Here is a 19,176-nt window from a genome sequence, read left to right on the forward strand (position 1 = left end):
CCTGCAACCCTCAGGATACAGGTAGCGTTACGCAGACTTTTATGAGCCAGTTAGGGTGTGACTCTATTGTTGTCAACCAAACCCTTTTGTGGCCCAGCGACACCACTTTGCTATTCAGCGAAAGTTGTAGCCCCACGGATACCGGTACCGTCGTGCAAAACCTGGCCAATCAATTCGGGTGCGACTCTACCGTCATTACTACCACGACGCTACTGCCTAGCGACACCACACTGCTATTCAGCGAAAGCTGCAGCTCCTTGGATACCGGTACCATAGTGCAAAATCTCGCCAATCAGTTCGGGTGCGACTCTACCGTCATTACCACCACGACGCTGTTGCCTAGCGACACCATATTCCTGAATGCCATAAGTTGCAACCCTCTGGATACCGGGGCTACGGTACAGATGCTCACCAATCAATTCGGGTGCGATTCTACCGTTATCACCACCACGACGCTGGCAGAAGAATACCTGATTACCAATACAGACTATTCCTGCAACCCTCAGGATACAGGTAGCGTTACGCAGACTTTTATGAGCCAATTAGGGTGTGACTCTATTGTTGTCAACCAAACCCTTTTGTGGCCCAGCGACACCACTTTGCTATTCAGCGAAAGTTGTAGCCCCACGGATACCGGTACCGTCGTGCAAAATCTGGCCAATCAGTTCGGGTGCGATTCCACCGTCATTACTACCACGACGCTACTGCCCAGCGATACCACTTTGCTATTCAGCGAAAGCTGCAACCCCATGGATACCGGTACCGTCGTGCAAAACCTGACCAATCAGTTTGGGTGCGATTCCACCGTCATTACTACCACGACGCTGTTGCCTAGCGATACCACTTTGCTATTCAGCGAAAGCTGCAACCCCATGGATACCGGTACCGTCGTGCAAAACCTGGCCAATCAGTTTGGGTGCGATTCCACCGTCATTACTACCACTACGCTGCTGCCTAGCGATACCACTTTGCTATTCAGCGAAAGCTGCAATCCCGTAGATACCGGCACCGTCGTGCAAAACCTCGCCAATCAGTTTGGGTGCGACTCTACCGTCATTACAACCACTACCCTGTTGCTTAGTGATACTACGCTCCTGTTCAGCGAAAGCTGCAACCCCGTGGATACCGGTACCGTCGTGCAAAACCTGGCCAATCAGTTTGGGTGCGATTCTACCGTCATCACAACCACTACGCTGTTGCCTAGCGATACCACACTGCTCTTTAGCGAAAGCTGCAACCCCGTAGATACCGGTACCGTCGTGCAAAACCTCGCCAATCAGTTTGGGTGCGATTCTACCGTCATCACCACCACTACGCTGTTGCCTAGCTATCAGATACCGGTTGTTCTAGATATTTGTGCCGGTGACAGTATATTTTTCAATGGCAGCTATTATTCTGAGCAACAGCCAGCGGGAATAGATACGCTGAACACAGTAGACGGTTGTGACAGCATTCTGGTTGTGAGCATTAACGTGCTGTTGGAGCCTGAGATCCGATTCTTAAGGGACACTCTTTGCACCGGGGAAACATTGGAATTGTACGGCACGACCTATTCTGCTGCACAGCCAACAGGGCAGCACACTATCAGCAGCTTGGAAAATGGGTGTGACTCTGTCATTATGAATATAGAGCTAACCTTTAATACACCCGTAGCAGAGCTCGAGCTATCAGACCCAGGCTGTCCGGACAGCACCGGTCTTTGGGCAATCAGGCGACTTTCGGGGGGGCTTCCGCCCTACACTTATGCCATTGATGGTACCAACTTTGAGGTGGCAGAAGGCTTACCGCTACGCGGACCTATTCTTCCCGGGAATTATATACTCGTCATTCGGGACGCATTGGGCTGTGAAGCACAACAGGCTTTCGAAATACAGGCCATGCCTCCGCTTACCCTCGACCTTGGTGGGGATATTGAAGTCCGCCAGGGAGATACCGTTACGCTCAGTCCGGAACTCAACTTCACACCAGATACTTTGATTTGGTCACCGGTCGACCTGCTGAACTGTACCGATTGCCTTAACCCATCGCTTGTGCCGTTGAACAGTACAACTGTCACCCTGCGCGCCCTGCTGGATGCCGGCTGTGCAGTAGAAGACGAGGTATTGATACAGGTAGACAAACGCATACCCGTATTTGCCCCAAACGCATTCAGCCCCAACGGGGACAACAACAATGATTTCTTCACGCTTTTCGCCAAGTCAAACCAGGTGATGGAGATCAACGTACTAAGTATCTATGACCGTTGGGGCAACCAAGTGTTTGAGGAACGGTCTTTTCCACCCAATGAAGAGAGCATGGGCTGGGATGGAACAAGCCGTGGGCAGGTGCTCAATAGCGGAGTCTTTGTTTACATGGCAGAAGTCAGGCTATCTGATGGCCGTATCCTTAATCTGGAGGGAGAGGTCTTGCTATTGCGTTAGTAATTCATTAGCGATGCAAGTTGGGCACCAAAACCCCGATCAGGGCACCAATACCATAACCTACAATTACATCAGTGGGAAAATGCTTGCCCGCTTTAACCCTCCACAGAGCAGTCAATGCCGGAAGCGTGGCTGCAGTAGCCCAAACCAACCCCTTGTTTTGCATCTCCGGCCGGTTTTGCACCAGGGTTTGCGCCGTGAAGAAAGACATGGCTGCGGTATTGGAAGCATGCCCGGAGAAAAAGGAAAGTCGGGCTTCAGGATCAATTTTTAGTGCTTCCCCGGTCAGAGGGTTGTAGGTGTAGGGGCGGCTGCGGCGGGCCCCAATTTTCACCAGACGAGTGATGCCATTCGTGACCAGTAACGTTTCCAGCCACATCAAAGACACGACCCCGTAGTTTTCCCGGCTATTTGACTCCGCCAATAAGCCTAATGGCAATAGCAGCGCCGTACGCAGGGCGACATCAGAAGCTAGGCGGGCTTTCTCACTGGCTTGCAGCGTAGCAATACGATCCAGGCTGTTTAACTTTAGTGGGTCCAGGAGTTCGAGGTCATCCAGCGTCATACCCGGCATCTTCTTTTGAAGCGGTATGCTGAGCCCATAGGTTAATGCACCAGTCCCCAGCAGCCCGCCATCGACCGGCCAACTGAGTTGATGGACCTGGCTCTGTGCTGAAGTAGGCAACAGTACCAGGAACGTGAGGCAATACCAGAAATACTTAAAGGGCATAAATCGCATAGACAAAGGGTTTTAGTACTGGCAAAGTAAAAATTTCCGGAATAAATCCCATCTCTAAATGATTTTCAGTCCTAACTTAGTGGAAATTATTGCCTAAAGCCTATGCAAGCCAATACCTGGACCCTGGACCGCATCATCAATATTCTACTCTATCTCGGCGGCATCGCTCTTTTTCTCTGGCTGCTGGACTATCTAAGTCCTTATCTGACTTCCTTCTTCATTGCCCTTTTCGTAGCCTACCTGCTGGAGCCAGTGGTCCGTTTTTTTCAGCAACGGCTTAAGGTACGGATTCGGTGGCTGGCAGTGCTGCTCACCCTAGTTAGCCTGATCGGTTTCCTCATTTTGGTCGGCCTGCTGGTCGTCCCCGCTCTCAATGTAGAGATTGCCAAAATGCAGGCGTTGTTTGAGGGGAGTTTAGACCTGCATTTCGAATCCCTGCTCCCGCCAGAAGTGCTGGCGGAGATTCAGGCTTATCTGCACAGTGAGGAGCTCAAAGCCTTACTCACAGAAGAGAATATTTACAATTATGGTGTCCTGATCCTATCCTATATCTGGAGTGGGCTGAGCAGTGCCATGGGCATCGTTTTGGGGCTCTTTAGCATCATCACGTTCATGCTCTACCTGGTCTTTATCATGCTGTTTTATAATGACTTTGCAGATAACTGGGAGGCGGTCATCCCTCCCGCCTACCGGGAACCCGCCGTCATGTTGGTGCACGATGTGGAAGATGGCATGCAAGTGTATTTTCGCGGGCAGGCCTTGGTGGTTTTTTGGGTCTGCATCCTTTTTGCGACCGGCTTCAATCTGATTGGGCTGCCATTAGGCATACTACTGGGCATCTTTGTGGGCCTGCTCAACTTTGTACCTTACCTGCAGACACTGGGGCTGTTGCCTGCGCTGCTGCTGGCCGGAGCGCAAGCCGTGGAAACCGGGGAAAGCTATTGGGTATGTGCCGGTGGGGTACTCCTGGTATTTGTGGTGGTACAGGCGGTGCAGGAAATCATTCTCACCCCCCGGATTTTAGGCAATGCCACCGGGCTGAACCCGGCGGTAATCCTCCTCGCACTTTCAGTATGGGGCGGATTGTTCGGGGTGATTGGTATGGTAATCGCCTTACCGCTTACTACCCTGCTGATCAACTACTACAAGCGGTTCGTTTTACAGGACACCCCACTGACCGAAGAAGAATAGACTGACAGGCCCGACCTGTACATGGTTTGTTATTCGTTAACAGGGCTTCTAGTAATGGGCCGGTACTGCCACCACAAAGACAGCAGAAAGGCGGAGATCAGGTGCCAAACGCCCCAAAAGGCCGCCACCAGTGCCATTCCACCCAATCCATCAAAGAAATTAAAGATCAGGATGAGCGCCAGCCCTGAGTTCTGAATGCCCGTTTCAATGGAAATGGCCCGGGCATCCGCCTGAGGCAGGCCATTCCTGAACGCCCACTGATAACCGACAAAGAGCGCTGCTGCATTGTGGATCACCACCAGGTAGAAAACGATGTGGAGGTAATTAACGATGTTGTCGTAATTGGCGTAAAGCGCGAAGATCACAAACCCGATGAAGATAGCCATGGACAGCGTGCGGACAGGCTTCTTCAGCATAGTAGTGGTTTTGGGGAAGCGGGCGTGTAACCACATACCAATCAGCAAAGGCACCAAAATCAGTTGCACGATCGTTGTCACCATGCTCATTGGATCAACGTAAATATCGCTTTGTAAACCAGCTGAGCCAGGCACAACCGGGGCCAGCAGTGTAAAGTAAAGCGGTGTGATGACCACTGCGGCCAAAGTAGATATGCTCGTCATCAATACCGACAAGGCCGTATTCGCCCGGGAAAGATGAACCGCAAAATTGGAGACATTCCCGCCCGGGCAGGTCGATACCAGCAACATGCCCAAAGCGATACTCGGTGCGGGCCGGAAAAGGTAGATCAACCCGATGGTCAGTATGGGTAGGAGAATGAGCTGGGAGCTGAGCCCGATTAATGGGGCTTTTGGCCGTTTCAATAACTTCCGGAAGTTATCAATACGCAGGTCAAGGGCCACTCCAAACATGATGAAGGCCAGACAGATATTCAGCAAGGTGAGCTGCTCCGGATTAAAGTTGATTTTTATGGCATCAATAGCGTTCATCTCTGCAACTTTGGACGCCCTAAATGTAGGAAGAAAACCAGAAAGACAAGGCAACACTCGTATTGGCCCTATGGTTTTGCCTATATTCGGTACCGGATGAACTAAAGAATCATGATGAAGCACCTGATCCTGACGAGTTTGATACTAGGCAGTGCGATGGCACTATCAGCGCAGAATGCTCTGGACGCCTTAATACAGGAAGCGCGCGATGACCACGCTCACCTTTCCCGCACGAATGACCCTTATGCCGGCCTGAAAGCAGCCGTGCAAGAGGACTATCCTTACCTGCAAGACCTTTACCAGCATTACCACCTGCACCCGGAGCTGTCCTTCCACGAAAAGGAAACCTCCGGGCGCATGGCTTCAGAGCTGCAGCAACTGGGATTTGAAGTCACCGAAAAGGTTGGTGGATATGGCGTGGTCGGTGTACTACGCAATGGCGAAGGCCCAACGGTGCTTGTCCGGGCAGATATGGATGCGCTGCCGATTGTTGAGGACACAGGCCTGCCTTATGCCAGCACCGTTACTACAAAAGATGACGCCGGAAATGAAGTAGGCGTGATGCATGCCTGCGGGCACGATGTGCACATGACAGTTTGGACCGGAGCCGCCCGGCAGTTAGCAGAGCGGAAAGATCAGTGGAGCGGCACGCTCGTTTTCATTGGTCAACCGGCCGAAGAACGGGGCGGCGGCGCTAAAGCCATGCTTGCGGACGGGCTTTACGAGCGGTTTCCCAAACCAGACTATGCGATTGCACTGCACGTAAACGCGGGTATGGAGGCCGGTAAAGTAGGCTGCCGGAGTGGGTACAGCCTGGCGAATGTAGACATGATGGATATCACCGTGTACGGACAGGGCGGGCACGGGGCTTATCCCCACACTACCAAAGACCCGGTCCTTCTTGCTTCCAGAATTGTTGTCGCTCTGCAAACAGTGGTCAGCCGTGAACTATCGCCTTTGGAGCCAGCGGTGGTCACAGTAGGGTCCATTCACGGAGGTACCAAGGGCAACGTTATCCCCAATGAAGTAGGGCTCGAGCTCACCCTGCGTTCCTATACCGATGAGGTCCGGGCAGCCATTATTGAGAAAATCAACCGCATTTGCAAAGGGGTAGCCCTATCTGCCGGACTGGAAGAAAGCCAGTACCCGAAGGTAGAACTCCGGGACGAGTTCACCCCGGCTACCTACAATGACCCCGAACTAGCCAATCGGGTACAGCAGGTTTTCGTCAAAGCACTGGGCAAAGACCGTACCCTTGACGTGGAACCGGTGATGGGAGGTGAAGACTTCGGCCGCTACGGACGTACTGAAGAAGAAGTCCCCATTTTCATGTTTTGGCTGGGCACCGTAGCTAAGGAGCAAATGGCGGCCGCTGAACGGGGGCAGTTACAGTTGCCGTCGCTGCACAACTCTGGCTTTGCTCCTGATCCTGAGCCGACAATCACGACAGGTGTGGTGGCAATGACAGCCGCAGTCCTCAATTTGCTCCAATAAAGAATGCCCCGCTTACAACCCGGAAGTTGCAAGCGGGGCACCGGCTCAAGTAGCTGAAAGAGTGGTTATTCGAATGTGACGTCTTTCATATTGTAAGCATCTTTGTTTATACGCAGCTCGTTATCGAGCACCATTTGATAGGAACCATCATCGCCCTGCAGGTAGATAATGTCATTCTTGACCAGGGTTTCTTCATCATCGGCTTCCATCCTGCGAAATTTGGTCAGGATATCTAAATCTGTATCCCCATCAAGGTCAGTGATAAAGCTGTCCTGTTGGTAGCAGAAGTCCCCCTTGCAGTAAGCATAAGCCAAGACCTGCACCGGCTCCATTACTTCTCCATTGAGATCAAAAAGTACAATCGTATTAGGCCCTTTGTCGGAAGGCATCCTTACCAGATAGTGCTCCGCTTTATTGCCCTTAATACTGTAGATACCATAGGCATAAGCTTTATCCGCTTCAAGCAGGGCGCGGTAAGTCCCGGAAAACATTTCATAATAGGCTTTAGGAATCTCTTTCCCTTTGAAAGGATAATTGTAGGGTAGTTCATCATCATGATGTGCGTATACTCGTAAGTTACCGACGTTGCTCTCCTCAAACAGCGCAATGAATGCTGCGGCTTCGGGACTAGCCGGTACGTTGGCAGCAGGATAAGGGCGCACATCAAATTCCCCGTAGGAAGTATCTTGCTCTTGCCCGATAGCAGAAAGCGTCATACAAACAGAAAGAATCAGCAAACTCAGGAATCGCATATTTTACAGTGTTTTTAATTTCTTATTCAACTGTAAAACAACGACTTACGGGCACATGTTCGTTCAATTCACCCTTCACGCATCTCTTCCTGGTATTCCTGCAGCAGCCCCCACTGCCCTTCTACAGCCAGGCGTGCCTGTGCTGGCCAGGTTGAGGGGTCGTGCATGTTATAGTTGGGCCCGGAAGCTTCAAGCACTTCGCGCAGATGCCCGGTATCGGCGGCAGCCAGTTCGCCCCAATTGCTGATACCAGCGGTCTTGAGCGCATCCGCTACCATAGGCCCGATGCCTTCAACGATGGTTAGGTCGGAGGGGTCTTCTGACAATGGAGCGATCTTAGATTTGAAGTCATCCGGGTTTTCCTGCTTTTGGAGCGCCAACTGAGCAGCCTGTTCCACCCATTGGTCTTTTTCGATCCGCCCTTCGAAGTAACCAATGGCTTGCGTTACTTCCTGAATGCGCCCGGAGTCCCAACTGCTCATTTCTTCGTAAGTGTTCACCCCGATATCATTGAGCTGCTTTTCCAGGAAATTGCCAATGCCTTCGATGCGGGTCAGATCGTCCCGTTCCTCTACCTGCTCTCTGATTTTGTCCATATAGGGTTTCCGGGAGGTAAAGCGCAGCTCCGGTTCTTCATCGACAACCGTGGCATCCGGCAGGCCGGGCATGGGGTGGACCTCAGGGTGCAATTGGGTTTCCTGTGGTGTAATACTTCGGGGCACTTCACCCACTTTCAAGGCGTTCAATTCGGCATGCAGCGCTGCATTATCGCTGGACAAGGCTTCCATTTGGTACTCTAATGCTTCCAGCCGCTGCTGATTGCCGCTGCTGCCGTTTTGCCCCGGCGGTACCTGACCGGCCCCCGCTTCCTCCAACGCATTAGCCAATGCCTGATTCTCTGACCGCAGCGCCGTGATTTCGCCATTCAGGTCATCCACAATTTGCTGGTAGGAGTCTCCACTATGCCCCCCTTCTTCCAACTGCCGGTTGAGTATAAAAATTTCTTTATCCAGTTGTTCTTTTTCTTCCTCCACGCGATTGAGGCCAGCTTCTGCTTCCTGCAGGGAAAATCCCAACTTTTTGAGGTCAGCATCTTTCAGGGACAATTGTTCGCGCAGGGCTTCTGTTTCTGCCCGTGCATCAGCTAGTTCTTTTTTTTTATCCTTCAGCTCGCGCCGAAGTTCGCGCACCCGGCGGCTCCGCAGCAGGTAGCCTAAAAGCAGCCCAAAGAGAAAGGCCACCAGCATAACGATGAGGATAAAGATACTTTCGCGGGCAGTAAATTGGCTGAATAAGTTACTCAAGTCCATGGTTTATTGGTATTAAAACGGGCAAAAGCCCAGGGTTATTAACTAGGTTGACAGGCCGGGCCTACTGTGTGGCAGTAGAATCAGCAGCGGTGCTCAAAACGAAATTGACCCGCCGGTTTTTCTGCCGCCCTTCCGGATTATCACCACCTGAAGGCTGGGAATTGGGCGCTACGGGCCGGGTTTCCCCTTCGGAGTCGATTTGTATTTCTGCGGTCACATCCAGTGAATCCTGGAAATAAAAGCGGGCATTTTCCGCCCGGCGCATCCCCAGGTCCAGGTTGTAAGCATCCGACCCAATGCTGTCGGTATGCCCGATGATAGCCATACTTGCCTCCGGGTTGAGCTCCAGGTAGGTCCTCACAGAATCGGCATACAGTTGTAATGAAGGCCCCGGCTTAAATGCCGCAGAGTTGTACTCAAAGTTAGCATCCGAAAAGGTCATATTCTTAAAGGTGAATAAGACTTTCTCGAAGCCGCCCTCCACAGCAGAGGGGTCATAGAGGTCAAACAAAACCGGTTCCCGCAGTTGGCGGTCTTCGCTAATGCCGTAGTCAAGGGTGAAACGGTTTTGATTGATCCCCCTGCGCATCATCAGTTTACGGATTTGGTCTGCGCGGGCCAAGCCTAAATTTTCAAAAAAACCAGGGGCAACCTCACTTTCGCTTTCGCGGTAAAGGGCGGTGAGGGTCACGTTGCGGTCCGTGTGGTCTTTCAGGATTTCCGCCAGTGTATCCAAAAAGAAACGATTCTTGTCATTGAGTCGGGGCTGCAAGCTGGCCGAGTCAAAGGCAAACTGATCGTACCCACGAAGCAGGACGCTATCGCCTTCCGTCAGCTGCAGAGTTTGTAAACGAGCATCGACCAGCTCTCCGGGACCACACTGTTGCCGAAGCTCACAGATGAAGTACCACCGCGCCAACAAAGCGAAAGCCAGGAAACCCAGAAAAACCAGTATGGCCAAAAAACGCATAGTGTTCTAAGTTGGTTATTCGTTAGTACAAAGGGGATTCACCCTTTGGTTATTGCCAAAGTAATACTTTTCTTCCTAAAATGCCCGAAGCGGTTTGGGAAATAGCCGCAGGTGCAGGCAGCCTTCTAAATTTTTTCGATAAAAGTATCCAAATCTGCGGTGGTGCCCAGCCCTAATTTTCTACTCAGCCGATGGCGGTTGCGCCACACGCTTTGGAGAGAAATCCCTAAGGCATCCGCTATTTCCTTACTATCAAATTTCAACTTTATGAGCAAAACAAGGCGGGTTTCGCCAGAGGTCAGCTTAGGGAACTTGTACTTCAAACTATCAAGCAACCCCGGGAAGCTTTCCTCGTAGCGCTCCTTAAAAACGAGCCAATCTCTGTCTGTCAGTATTTTCATGCTTTTTAGCCCCCCAAACTCCTGGGGCGTATTGCCAACTATTGAAGCCGGAAGATTGCCCTTTTGGCTGAGTTTGATTTGCAACTCCTCAATAAGCTGGCTTTTCAGTGCCAACGCCCGTTCGGTATTACTGAGCTCTTTTTCCGCTTCCTCGAGCTGATTCCTCGAACGCTCCAATGCTTTTGATTTTAGTTTTTCCCGGGCATGGATCAGTTCTTTTTCCTGCGACAACAAGTGGTTCTTTTGTACAAGAATAAGCCGGCGATTGTGCTGCCTGATGTAAAGTGCCGAAAGCAGGAGAATGACCGACAGCAGGGCGAGCGCCCAGACAAACTGCCGCAGTCTTAAGGATTGGTGCTCTTGCTCCAGGCTAGCTATCCGATGCTCTTTTTGTGAACTTTCATACCTCGCTTCAAGTCTGACCACCTCTTTGGCTTTATCCGAGTCTAACTTGATTCTGTATAGCCGATGGCTTTCATTGGCTTCGTTCAATGCGCTTTCCCAATCACCACGTTTCGCATAAATATCACTCAGCATTCTGTGCGCAGCATAGAGATTGCCGGTGTCTGGGGAAGCCAATGACTCTTTGATATACCATTCTGCAGAATCCAGTTGCCCAAGGTTAAGATAACACTCCCCGAGTGCCAAAGGTACCTGGAAATAAGAAATACGGATACTGCCAAATGGATTTTGGTGGTAAGCGCCCTGAAATAAAGGAAGAGCCAACTGATACCGCCCTGCTTCGGAATAAGCCCTCGCGAGCCTGTAGTCCATAATAGCGGGTAGCTCTTTTTCAGGGTTGGCTTCCTTAAAGATTTTTTGCATTTGCTTTACCCAGTAAATACTGGAGTCCGGTTGAGTTCTAAGATAGTGGACACTCAAGTGACTCGCTGTCCTTGCCCGAAATCTCCAGGGGTTGTATATTTTAGAGACATCCGCTTTCCAACTTTTTTGTGCCCACTCCAGGGACTGAGGCCTGTCCCCACTGCGCTCATAAGCTACAGTAATATCAGAGTAAAGATTTGCATGCCGGTCAGAAAAATGGCTGCTTGCCTTATTCAGGACGTCCAGCAATTCAAAATAAATTTCCAGTGCTTCCGCAAACCTGCTCTGATAAATATAGCTGCGGGCCTGAAGATAGCGAGCATCACTTGCATCAAGAGGCCGGCCCAACTCCATATAGCGCCGGTAGGCATCTTCAGTACATATTTTAGCCAGGTCGAACTCGGCAAGATCCACATAAAACTCAGCACGCATCATCTGACAAAAAGCAAATACCGTATCGTGGGGATAATGCGTTTCATAGAGCTCCAATAAGCGGAAGTTGACTTCCGGGCTGTCCCGCGGCAGGTGGTACCACAGAGATAGACAAGCCCAGGGCTGCAGAAGAGCTGGCACTTCTTCTTTTAGCCGGACAATACAGGCGTCGGGATCTGAAAGTGGATAAGTAGCGAGATAGTCTCCGTCATGAGCCGCATTTTGTCGTTCGAAGAAATCATCTCCGGTTTTATCCTCCGTTTGCTCACAGCCTGTTATTGCTATTGCTATGCAACACCATAAAAATAGTACGAGGTATTTTAAAGCATCTCTCAAATCAGGAAACAGCACGCAACGGTATCCCCTACCACTCCGTCCAACTAGATTCAACATCTTCATTGAATTGAACATATCATTTGCTTACAGAAAAAACTTGATCTGGGGTAAAAGTAAGACGTCATCCCCCTTTTACCCACAGAAAAGGAAGGTGTTTCTTGCGTATTAGCGATTTGTCCGAGTAATTGTCCGATTGTAAAACATGGAAATCATACGATTCAGTGCGTAATTTGTACTTGTAAATAAGAGGTCAGTTTATAAGCCTCTCACTCGCAAAACAACTCAAACAAATATGCTTTTACAGCTCTATTGTCTATTCCAATAAACCGATCATAACAACGCCCCCCATTGGCGATGCCGGCTTTTGGCTGCTCATTGTTACGCCCTCTAATGTAGCGCGTAAACCTTCGCAGTATCTGGTTGCAATGCCCCTCTGAACCTGCTCGAATATTTGAGTTGATGTTGTGCCTGAAATGATCAGGTACAGCATCGGTAAGGGGCTATAAGCCTGAGCATTTGTCTGTTCAATTGCACTAGTGGTTTGTAAAGTATCAAACAAAGGGTAATCTGTGGCATCCTTTGCCCAGCTCTGTGTTAGAGAACCGCTCATGTAGCTCCACGAGGGAAGGGGTTAAAGGGAGCCATTATTGAATCGCATAGCTTTAGTTGCATGACCGAAGAGCAGGACGAAACCTGGCAAGAGCAGCCCGAAGGATAAAATCCAAACAACCTCTAAATCTGCTCTTGAGCAAAAACCAATTATGGGGAATTTTTTTAAGGCGCCACAGACATTGCTGTGGTGCTTTTTTATTAGCGTTTATGCCTGCGTTCCTGACAACTCAACAGTACTATTGTCAAGTGTGAAAAGCTGGGTAGCTGGGGATGAGCATAAAGGGCATCTCCTTTGGCTGGGGAGAACATGCGGTTTCTCCGAAGTCGACCTCCTGTAGTGTTGCCAGGGTTAAAAAGATATAACATCTCCCAAGTTTTGCAGTGCTTTCTGGCTTGACTCCGCTTATTATTTCATAAGAATTGACAACCCACTAATTCGCCATCAAGCCCAGCCGGCCGGCAGCCCATTCGAGCTTCTGCCGCGTTTTGAAGAACTTACCGCGCAGTTCCGTAAGTTTCAGTTGCGCATCGATGAGCTTCTGCTCGCGGGAGTTGACCAGGAATATGGAACTTTCACCCAGGTCAAACTTGATGTATTCCGCTTCGAGCAGGGTATTGTAGTTTTGGACAGCCCCTTCATAGAGCTCTATTTGTGCAATGAAGTTGTCCTGCTCATTGTAGTAGTTGTTAATCTTGTTTTCCACTTCCAGCTGCTTGCGCTGCAGGGTGTACTCAGCATCCTGAATTTTGATGCGTGTCAGCTGCAGTTTGCCGCGCTCCTTGCGCAGGAAAACCGGGAAGTCGAAGCGGACGCCCCATTTGTAATTTTGGCCCACCAATTGGGTAATCCCATTATCTGTCGTGGTACCGGGCAGAAAATTGGTACCCTCGCCCAGAAAATTGTATTCCACATCGAGGCGTGGTTTGAGCTGCTCCAGCGCCAGGCGGCGATCCACGTCGTACTGCTGCAGTTTGTAGCGGTACTGCAAAAGATCGGGGTGCATTTGCCGGGCTTCCTGCCAGAGCTGCTGACGGGTATTGGGGACCGGATCCGGCTCCAGGTCTTCCAGCAATAAAGGGCGGAGCTCATTGGTCACTTCCAGAGGCTCTCCGGCTTCTGTCCATAGGAAATTGGACAGCTGTAGCGTGGCATTCCGATAGGCAATCAGGGCGTTGTTGTAGTCAAACTGCCGGTTTTGCACCTGAATCATAGTCTCCAGTGTATCCATAGCCGGCAGGTCACCCGCAAAGAAGCTTTGCCGGATGCCTTCAAAGCGCTCTTCTGTAATCACCAGCGCCCGATCAAAGACCATCAACTGATTGAAAGCAACGCTCCAATCCCAGTAAATTTTGGCGGACTCCAGCAACAGATCGTTGACCATGCCTTGCTGCTGCGCTTCGTTGGCGTTCGCCATAATTTTGGCCTGTTCGAGTGCTGCACGCCGGTCATCAATGATCAGGTTGCGGCCCAGTGGGACTTTTATCCCCAATACCGCTTGCCCCATCTCCGGCAGGGTCCGCTCCGCATTCTGATAAAGAGCGTCTACATCGGCTACAGTATAGGCTCCTTTGAGTTCAATACCATACCAAGTCGGGATTTTCACGCCCGCTTCACCAAAGGCGAAGTATTCACTTTCCTTAAAATTCTTCTGGTCCCAGTCACCGTAGAGCTTGGGGTCAAAGCCACCACGAGCCAGACGCTCCAGCGCCTCAGCCTGCACATTGAGCAGTCGGCCTTGCCGGGCTACCGGATGGTAGTTGGCCACCCAGGACAAGTACTGCTCTGCGGTGAGTACCTGTGCACTGTCTGCCGGCTGCCCCGTAGCTACGGAGCTAAACAAAACGAGGACGAGTAGCGTCGGGATGAATTTCAATACCATTGTTATTTGATTGATTTTGCCGGAGCTTTCATTTTGATGCCGTCTTTATCTCCGTCTTTGCCTTCACCTGTCTCGTAGTAGTCGGGCGGGAAACCGTTGAGGCGGCGCCAGATTTCGTACCAAAGCGGCACATTATTCAGCAGTGCGATACTCTGAGCACCGGAGCCCACCCGAAGTGCTTCCGGCCAGGACTTGCCATCGGGGTCTGCTCCAACAAGAATCCGGTACTGCCCATTACTACTGATCATATTGTCGATAGCGACCACACTCCCGGAATAAGTACCGAATGACTGCCCGGGCCAGCCGGAGAAAATAAAGGCAGGCCAGCCATCAAAAATAAACCGGACTTCCTGCCCCAGTTCAATCAATGGCAGGTCCATGGGCTTGATAAACAGCTCGACTGCCAGCTGATAATCGGCAGGCATAATGGTCACAATCCCCTCCCCTTCCTTGACCGTCTCGCCAATACCGGGCTTTACCGCTTTTGTGATGTAACAATCCTGAGGAGCCAGGATATAGTAAAACATGCTCCGGGCGCTGTAGTTGGAGGCTTCAATGCGTAGTTTATTCACACTGCCTTCTGCGTCATACAGAGTAGACAGGGTACTAAACTTGTCTGACTCAGCTTTCGCAATTTTCTGGTTGTACTCGTATTGAACCGTACTTAGGGCCAGCTTAGCATTTTCCAGCTCGTTGCGGGCTTCCTGTACTTTATTTTGGGCAGAGACCAGCTTAGCCGACGTTTGCTGCACCTTCGACTGCTTGTCTTCCAGTTTGGTCCGGGAGTCGATGCCCTTGTCAAACAGTTCCTGCGAACGGATGTACTGCCGCTGGGCAAGGGAGTCCTGTACAATCGCCTGTGCGTAATCAGCCTGTTCAGAATTCAGCTTGAATTCCATCTGGCTGATTTTGTTGGTCAGCTGCCGCTGCTTGAATTCGAGCTCCGACCGCATTGCAGTAATTTGCTGCTCCAGCGCAACGATTTTATCCCGGTAAGACCCCATAGCTCCTTCCTTTGCCTCGACTTGGGAGTTGGTACGGCCTACGAGGTCAGGGTCAAAGTATTCGGATTTAATCTCCGAGAGGTAGACAATGGTATCGCCCTTACTGACTAGTTCTCCTTCCCGTACGTACCATTTTTCGATACGGCCGGCAATGGTCGACTGAATGGTCTGTGGGCGCTGCCCGGGCTGCAGGGTCGTCACGTTGCCACTGGATTGCACATTTTGTGTCCAGGGCAGGAACAGGAAGACCACGACCAGGAAAAGCGTAAACAACAGCCAACGCGTAAACATCCGGTTGGCATTAGACAGTACCGTACGCTTGAAAGAATTGAAGCGGCTGAATTCTACCTCTTGATTCACCGTATTATCGGAAATATTAAGCATGTCGATTAGGCATTAGATTCAACAGATTCGGTTGACTTATCCACTCTTTTGCCGGAGTGGCGAGTCCCGTCTGTACGGGTAAAAATATTGTGATAGTGTGGCCCCTCGTAGATATCATCAAAGGTGCCGGATTGAACAATCTGCCCTTCCTTCATCACGATGACACGATCGCAACGGGAAGCCAGTACAGGGTCATCCGTTACGGTCACCATCGTCCAGTTGTGCTCTTTGGAAGTCAGATAGTCTGATATCATTTCGCGGTCGCCCTGCTCAATACCGTAGAAGAAGCCTTCAACGGCCAGCATTCGGGGGCTTGTGATGATACAACGGGCCAGAATTATTCGGGTTCGAATGCTTTGTGTCACGTTGCTGCCTTCCGGCAAGAGCATGGTTTCATATCCTTTAGGGAGCTTATCAATATAAGTGCTCAGCCCGATTTGGTTGGCGACCTCCACGACCCGCTTCAAGGGTACATCCGGGCAGCTGAAGGTGATATTTTCCAGGATCGTACCCCGGAAAATGTCCTCCTGTGCCGAATAGTCCCCAATCTGCTGCCGCAGGCTATGGATATTCAGGTTCCGCAAGGGGAAACCGTTATAGGAAATGCTGCCCTTGAAGTCAGTATAAAGCCCTGCCATGATTTGCAGCAGCGTGGATTTGCCAGAGCCGTTGTAACCCGCAATGCAGATGCGCTCATTCGCATCGATCATCAGGTCAAGGTTATCCAAAGTGTTTTTGTAGGAATCGTGGAATTTAAAAGTCAGCTTCTCCAGCTTCACCTCAATCCCTTTGCCGGTATCGACCTGCTCAAACAGGCGGCCTGACTCCTCTTCGATCGGCAAGTCGGTAACAGCACCCAGTTTTTCCAGGCCAGTCAGCACATCGTAGATAGTTTCCATGCTCAGGATAAGCTTCTCGACGGAGTTCATCACCAGGATTACCACGATCTCAGCCGCAACAAACTGACCGATGTTGATCTGATTATTAATCACGAGGTAAGCACCCAAAAACAGGAGCCCGGCAGTAATGATGGTCTTAAAGGCAACGATGTTGCCATACTGAAAGACCAGGATTTTAAAGTGGTTTTTGCGGGCATCCAGGTAATCGCATACCAAACTATCGGTTTTGTTGAGCGAGAAGGAATTGCCGCCGGATAACTTGAAGGTATTCATAGCGCGGGCAATTTCTTCCAGCCAGTACGCCACTTCGTATTTGTGCTTAGACTCCTTGAGGCTCGTTTTGAGCCCCCCGGGCCCGGTGATCCGCATAATCGCCAACAGGATCACAATCAACGCCAGGCCGAAGAAAACGAAGAAGGGGTGGTAAAAGGAGATCAGGATAAGCCCAAACAGGATCTGCAGGACAGCCGTCGAGAAGTCCATCAGAATTTTGGGGACGCCTTTCTGCACAGCAAGCGTATCAAAAAAGCGGTTCACCAGTTCAGGCGGGTAAAAACGGACCACCTCATCGAGCTTAATACGCGGAATGCGATAGGCAAAATCAAAAGCAGACCGGGCAAATATGCGCCGCTGAATGGTCTCTGTCACGGTCAGCTGCATCACCTTAAGAATACCAGACAACGCAGTAGCCAGCGTGACCACCGCTACGAGGACGACCAGAGAAGCAGAAAGCGTACCCCCCGCGATCAGGCCAATAATAGCCTGTATCCCCAACGGAAGGCTAAGGGTAATCAGTCCCGCGAAGATCGCGTAGACGTAGATGTAGTAAATGTCTTTTTTATCGAGTTCCAACAAACGGAAAAACCGTTGCAGCGGTTTTGCAGAACCATAATCAGCCATTCTAAAAAATGTTTGACAGACTGTTGATAACGGCGAACCGATTCAACAGTGCTGCGTGAATGATACAAACCGATAGTTTTGAAAGTGTGGTTAGGGATGCCTGTTCAGGCGTACGAAGAACCTGCTCCGCGGAGCACATCCCAATGAGCCTTTAATGAGGTCAGACTTTGCAAATAATACGCTATTCTGTTGAATGTTGCAAACCGTTGGTTACCACATCTACACTCCAGCGTTCAGGCATCAATACCTGACGATTGATTTGCTGTTCCTTCTCATCATGCTGAACGGTTGGCGGGAAGATAAGTTTCCAAATATAGTACAACATCAGCTCTTCTACCTGCGCAAGAATATCACAATTGTCTTTTACTTCTGTGAGGCTGGGCAAATGTTCGGCAAAGTAGATATGGTTGTTGGTCATTTCCAGAATATTGGAAGCCATAGACCGCGGGTATGGAAAATCAGGGTTATTCTCCAGGATTACATCGGCCACCTTTTTAGAAAGCTCCTTATAGGAGGAGAAAAAACCATCCCGATTCTGGGCATCTACGGCTTTATTGTGGTACGCTTTGGTACCTTCCGCCACAACGATGCGGTGCAGAATATCTTCATCAATGAAGGCTACCGTTGTATTGCGTTTAGCTGTATCTACAATACAGCTAATGACTGTCCGAAGCCGCCTGACCGGATCCTCGATCTCCATCGTCTTGAGATCAATCCGGAAGCTCATCCACTCCCAATACCAGTTGACCAGATAGATCAACAGCAGGTATTTATTCTCAAAGTACCGGTAGATGGACGCTTCGGTCGACCCAATACGCTGCGCCAGTTTTTTGAAATTGAAGCGTTCCAGCCCGAGCTCATCAATCATGATGACGCTATATTGCAGGATTTTCCGGCCCAGGTCGGTGCGCTGGGGGTCGTTTTTAAAAAGCTTCTCGTTAATCTTTAACTCAATAGAAAGCAGAGCCATTGGAATTTGTCAGTTGATAAACAGTTCAATATAATGACCTGACGACCTGCCAATTAGTTCAGCAGCTCATTAAGGTTTTGGGATTCATACATACGCTTCAGCCCTTCTTGCAGTTTCTTGCGGGCGAAAAAGATCCGGCTCTTTACCGTACCGAGCGGAATGTCCAGCTCATTGGCAATTTCTTCGTACTTGAAGCCCTGATAGTGCATCAGAAAAGGCACTTTTAGCCAGTCTTCCAACCCGTCCACGAGGCGTGACAGCTCTTTCATGGTCACAGAGGACTCCCCGCCGTTCAGTACGGTGCGGGTTCCACTGTTCAGGAAGTAGTTGTTGGGGGTCTTGTCATTCAACGTCTGACGGCGTTTCTTCTGGCGGTAGTTGTTGATGAAAGTATTCCGCATGATGGTCATCAGCCAGGCCCGCAGATTGGTGTGCGGCTTGTACATACTGCGGTACTTGAAGGCTTTGTATGCGGTGTCTTGTAACAGGTCCTGTGCCTCCTCCTCATTCTTCGTTAAGTGGTAAGCAAAGGAAGATAACATAGGCCTGAACTGGCAAAATGACTCGGTGAATTCAATCTGTGACATAGGGCTACAATTTTTTAAAAAAGCTTAACTCCATCAAGCAATAGTAAAACTATCACACGTGCAAATATAACACTCTTGCCCAAAGTTGGTTGAAATCCAAATACTTTTTTTAGACAAATTTCA

14 protein-coding genes are annotated in these 19,176 nt (G+C 50.3%); 3 read left to right on the forward strand and 11 right to left on the reverse strand.

Translation table 11 applies throughout. From position 1 onward, the window contains the following. A partial coding sequence (locus RIC19_RS04245; protein ID WP_350177047.1) for a T9SS type B sorting domain-containing protein occupies positions 1–2,420 on the forward strand: 2,420 nt, incomplete at its 5' end. Between the two features lie 7 nt (positions 2,421–2,427). Here the strand turns inward: RIC19_RS04245 and RIC19_RS04250 are convergent. After that, positions 2,428–3,159: a phosphatase PAP2 family protein gene (locus tag RIC19_RS04250; protein WP_350177048.1), complete on the reverse strand. Its 732-nt coding sequence runs from the start codon at positions 3,157–3,159 to the stop codon at positions 2,428–2,430. Between the two features lie 102 nt (positions 3,160–3,261). Between RIC19_RS04250 and RIC19_RS04255 the strand changes: the two genes are divergently transcribed. Beyond that, a complete protein-coding gene (locus RIC19_RS04255; RefSeq protein ID WP_350177049.1) occupies positions 3,262–4,350 on the forward strand; it encodes an AI-2E family transporter in 1,089 nt (362 codons plus the stop codon). Positions 4,351–4,379: 29 nt separating this feature from the next. Here the strand turns inward: RIC19_RS04255 and RIC19_RS04260 are convergent, their stop codons facing one another. Then, positions 4,380–5,297, reverse strand: a complete 918-nt coding sequence (locus RIC19_RS04260; protein WP_350177050.1) for a bile acid:sodium symporter family protein — start codon at positions 5,295–5,297, stop codon at positions 4,380–4,382. A 111-nt stretch (positions 5,298–5,408) separates the two neighbouring features. Here RIC19_RS04260 and RIC19_RS04265 point away from each other — a divergent pair, with 111 nt between their 5' ends. Then, on the forward strand, positions 5,409–6,791 hold the full coding sequence (locus RIC19_RS04265; RefSeq protein WP_350177051.1) for a M20 metallopeptidase family protein: 1,383 nt from the start codon (positions 5,409–5,411) through the stop codon (positions 6,789–6,791). A gap of 65 nt (positions 6,792–6,856) precedes the next feature. On the opposite strand, the gene RIC19_RS04270 is transcribed toward RIC19_RS04265, so the two are convergent. The 9 genes from RIC19_RS04270 to RIC19_RS04310 all read right to left on the reverse strand — a co-directional run bounded on the left by RIC19_RS04270 (position 6,857) and on the right by RIC19_RS04310 (position 19,053). Beyond that, positions 6,857–7,543, reverse strand: coding sequence for a hypothetical protein (locus RIC19_RS04270; RefSeq protein ID WP_350177052.1), 687 nt, complete (start codon positions 7,541–7,543; stop codon positions 6,857–6,859). Between the two features lie 68 nt (positions 7,544–7,611). Next, positions 7,612–8,853 (reverse strand): helix-hairpin-helix domain-containing protein, encoded by a 1,242-nt coding sequence (locus tag RIC19_RS04275; protein ID WP_350177053.1) that lies wholly within the window; start codon positions 8,851–8,853, stop codon positions 7,612–7,614. A 61-nt stretch (positions 8,854–8,914) separates the two neighbouring features. Then, entirely contained in the window at positions 8,915–9,823 is a 909-nt protein-coding gene (locus RIC19_RS04280) for an OmpA family protein (RefSeq protein ID WP_350177054.1), read from the reverse strand. A gap of 125 nt (positions 9,824–9,948) precedes the next feature. After that, positions 9,949–11,874, reverse strand: a complete 1,926-nt coding sequence (locus RIC19_RS04285) for a tetratricopeptide repeat protein (protein ID WP_350177055.1) — start codon at positions 11,872–11,874, stop codon at positions 9,949–9,951. Positions 11,875–12,860: 986 nt separating this feature from the next. Continuing rightward, a complete protein-coding gene (locus RIC19_RS04290) occupies positions 12,861–14,309 on the reverse strand; it encodes a TolC family protein (protein WP_350177056.1) in 1,449 nt (482 codons plus the stop codon). 2 nt (positions 14,310–14,311) lie between these two features. Beyond that, positions 14,312–15,697 (reverse strand): HlyD family secretion protein, encoded by a 1,386-nt coding sequence (locus tag RIC19_RS04295; protein ID WP_350177057.1) that lies wholly within the window; start codon positions 15,695–15,697, stop codon positions 14,312–14,314. Between the two features lie 5 nt (positions 15,698–15,702). Then, a complete protein-coding gene (locus tag RIC19_RS04300; protein WP_350177058.1) occupies positions 15,703–17,496 on the reverse strand; it encodes a peptidase domain-containing ABC transporter in 1,794 nt (597 codons plus the stop codon). A 181-nt stretch (positions 17,497–17,677) separates the two neighbouring features. Further along, positions 17,678–18,466 (reverse strand): TetR/AcrR family transcriptional regulator, encoded by a 789-nt coding sequence (locus RIC19_RS04305; RefSeq protein ID WP_350177059.1) that lies wholly within the window; start codon positions 18,464–18,466, stop codon positions 17,678–17,680. A gap of 53 nt (positions 18,467–18,519) precedes the next feature. Continuing rightward, on the reverse strand, positions 18,520–19,053 hold the full coding sequence (locus tag RIC19_RS04310; RefSeq protein WP_350177060.1) for an RNA polymerase sigma factor: 534 nt from the start codon (positions 19,051–19,053) through the stop codon (positions 18,520–18,522). Positions 19,054–19,176: the final 123 nt, after the last annotated feature.

It is taken from the genome of Phaeodactylibacter sp. (assembly GCF_040219495.1).
Taxonomy (GTDB): domain Bacteria; phylum Bacteroidota; class Bacteroidia; order Chitinophagales; family Saprospiraceae; genus Phaeodactylibacter.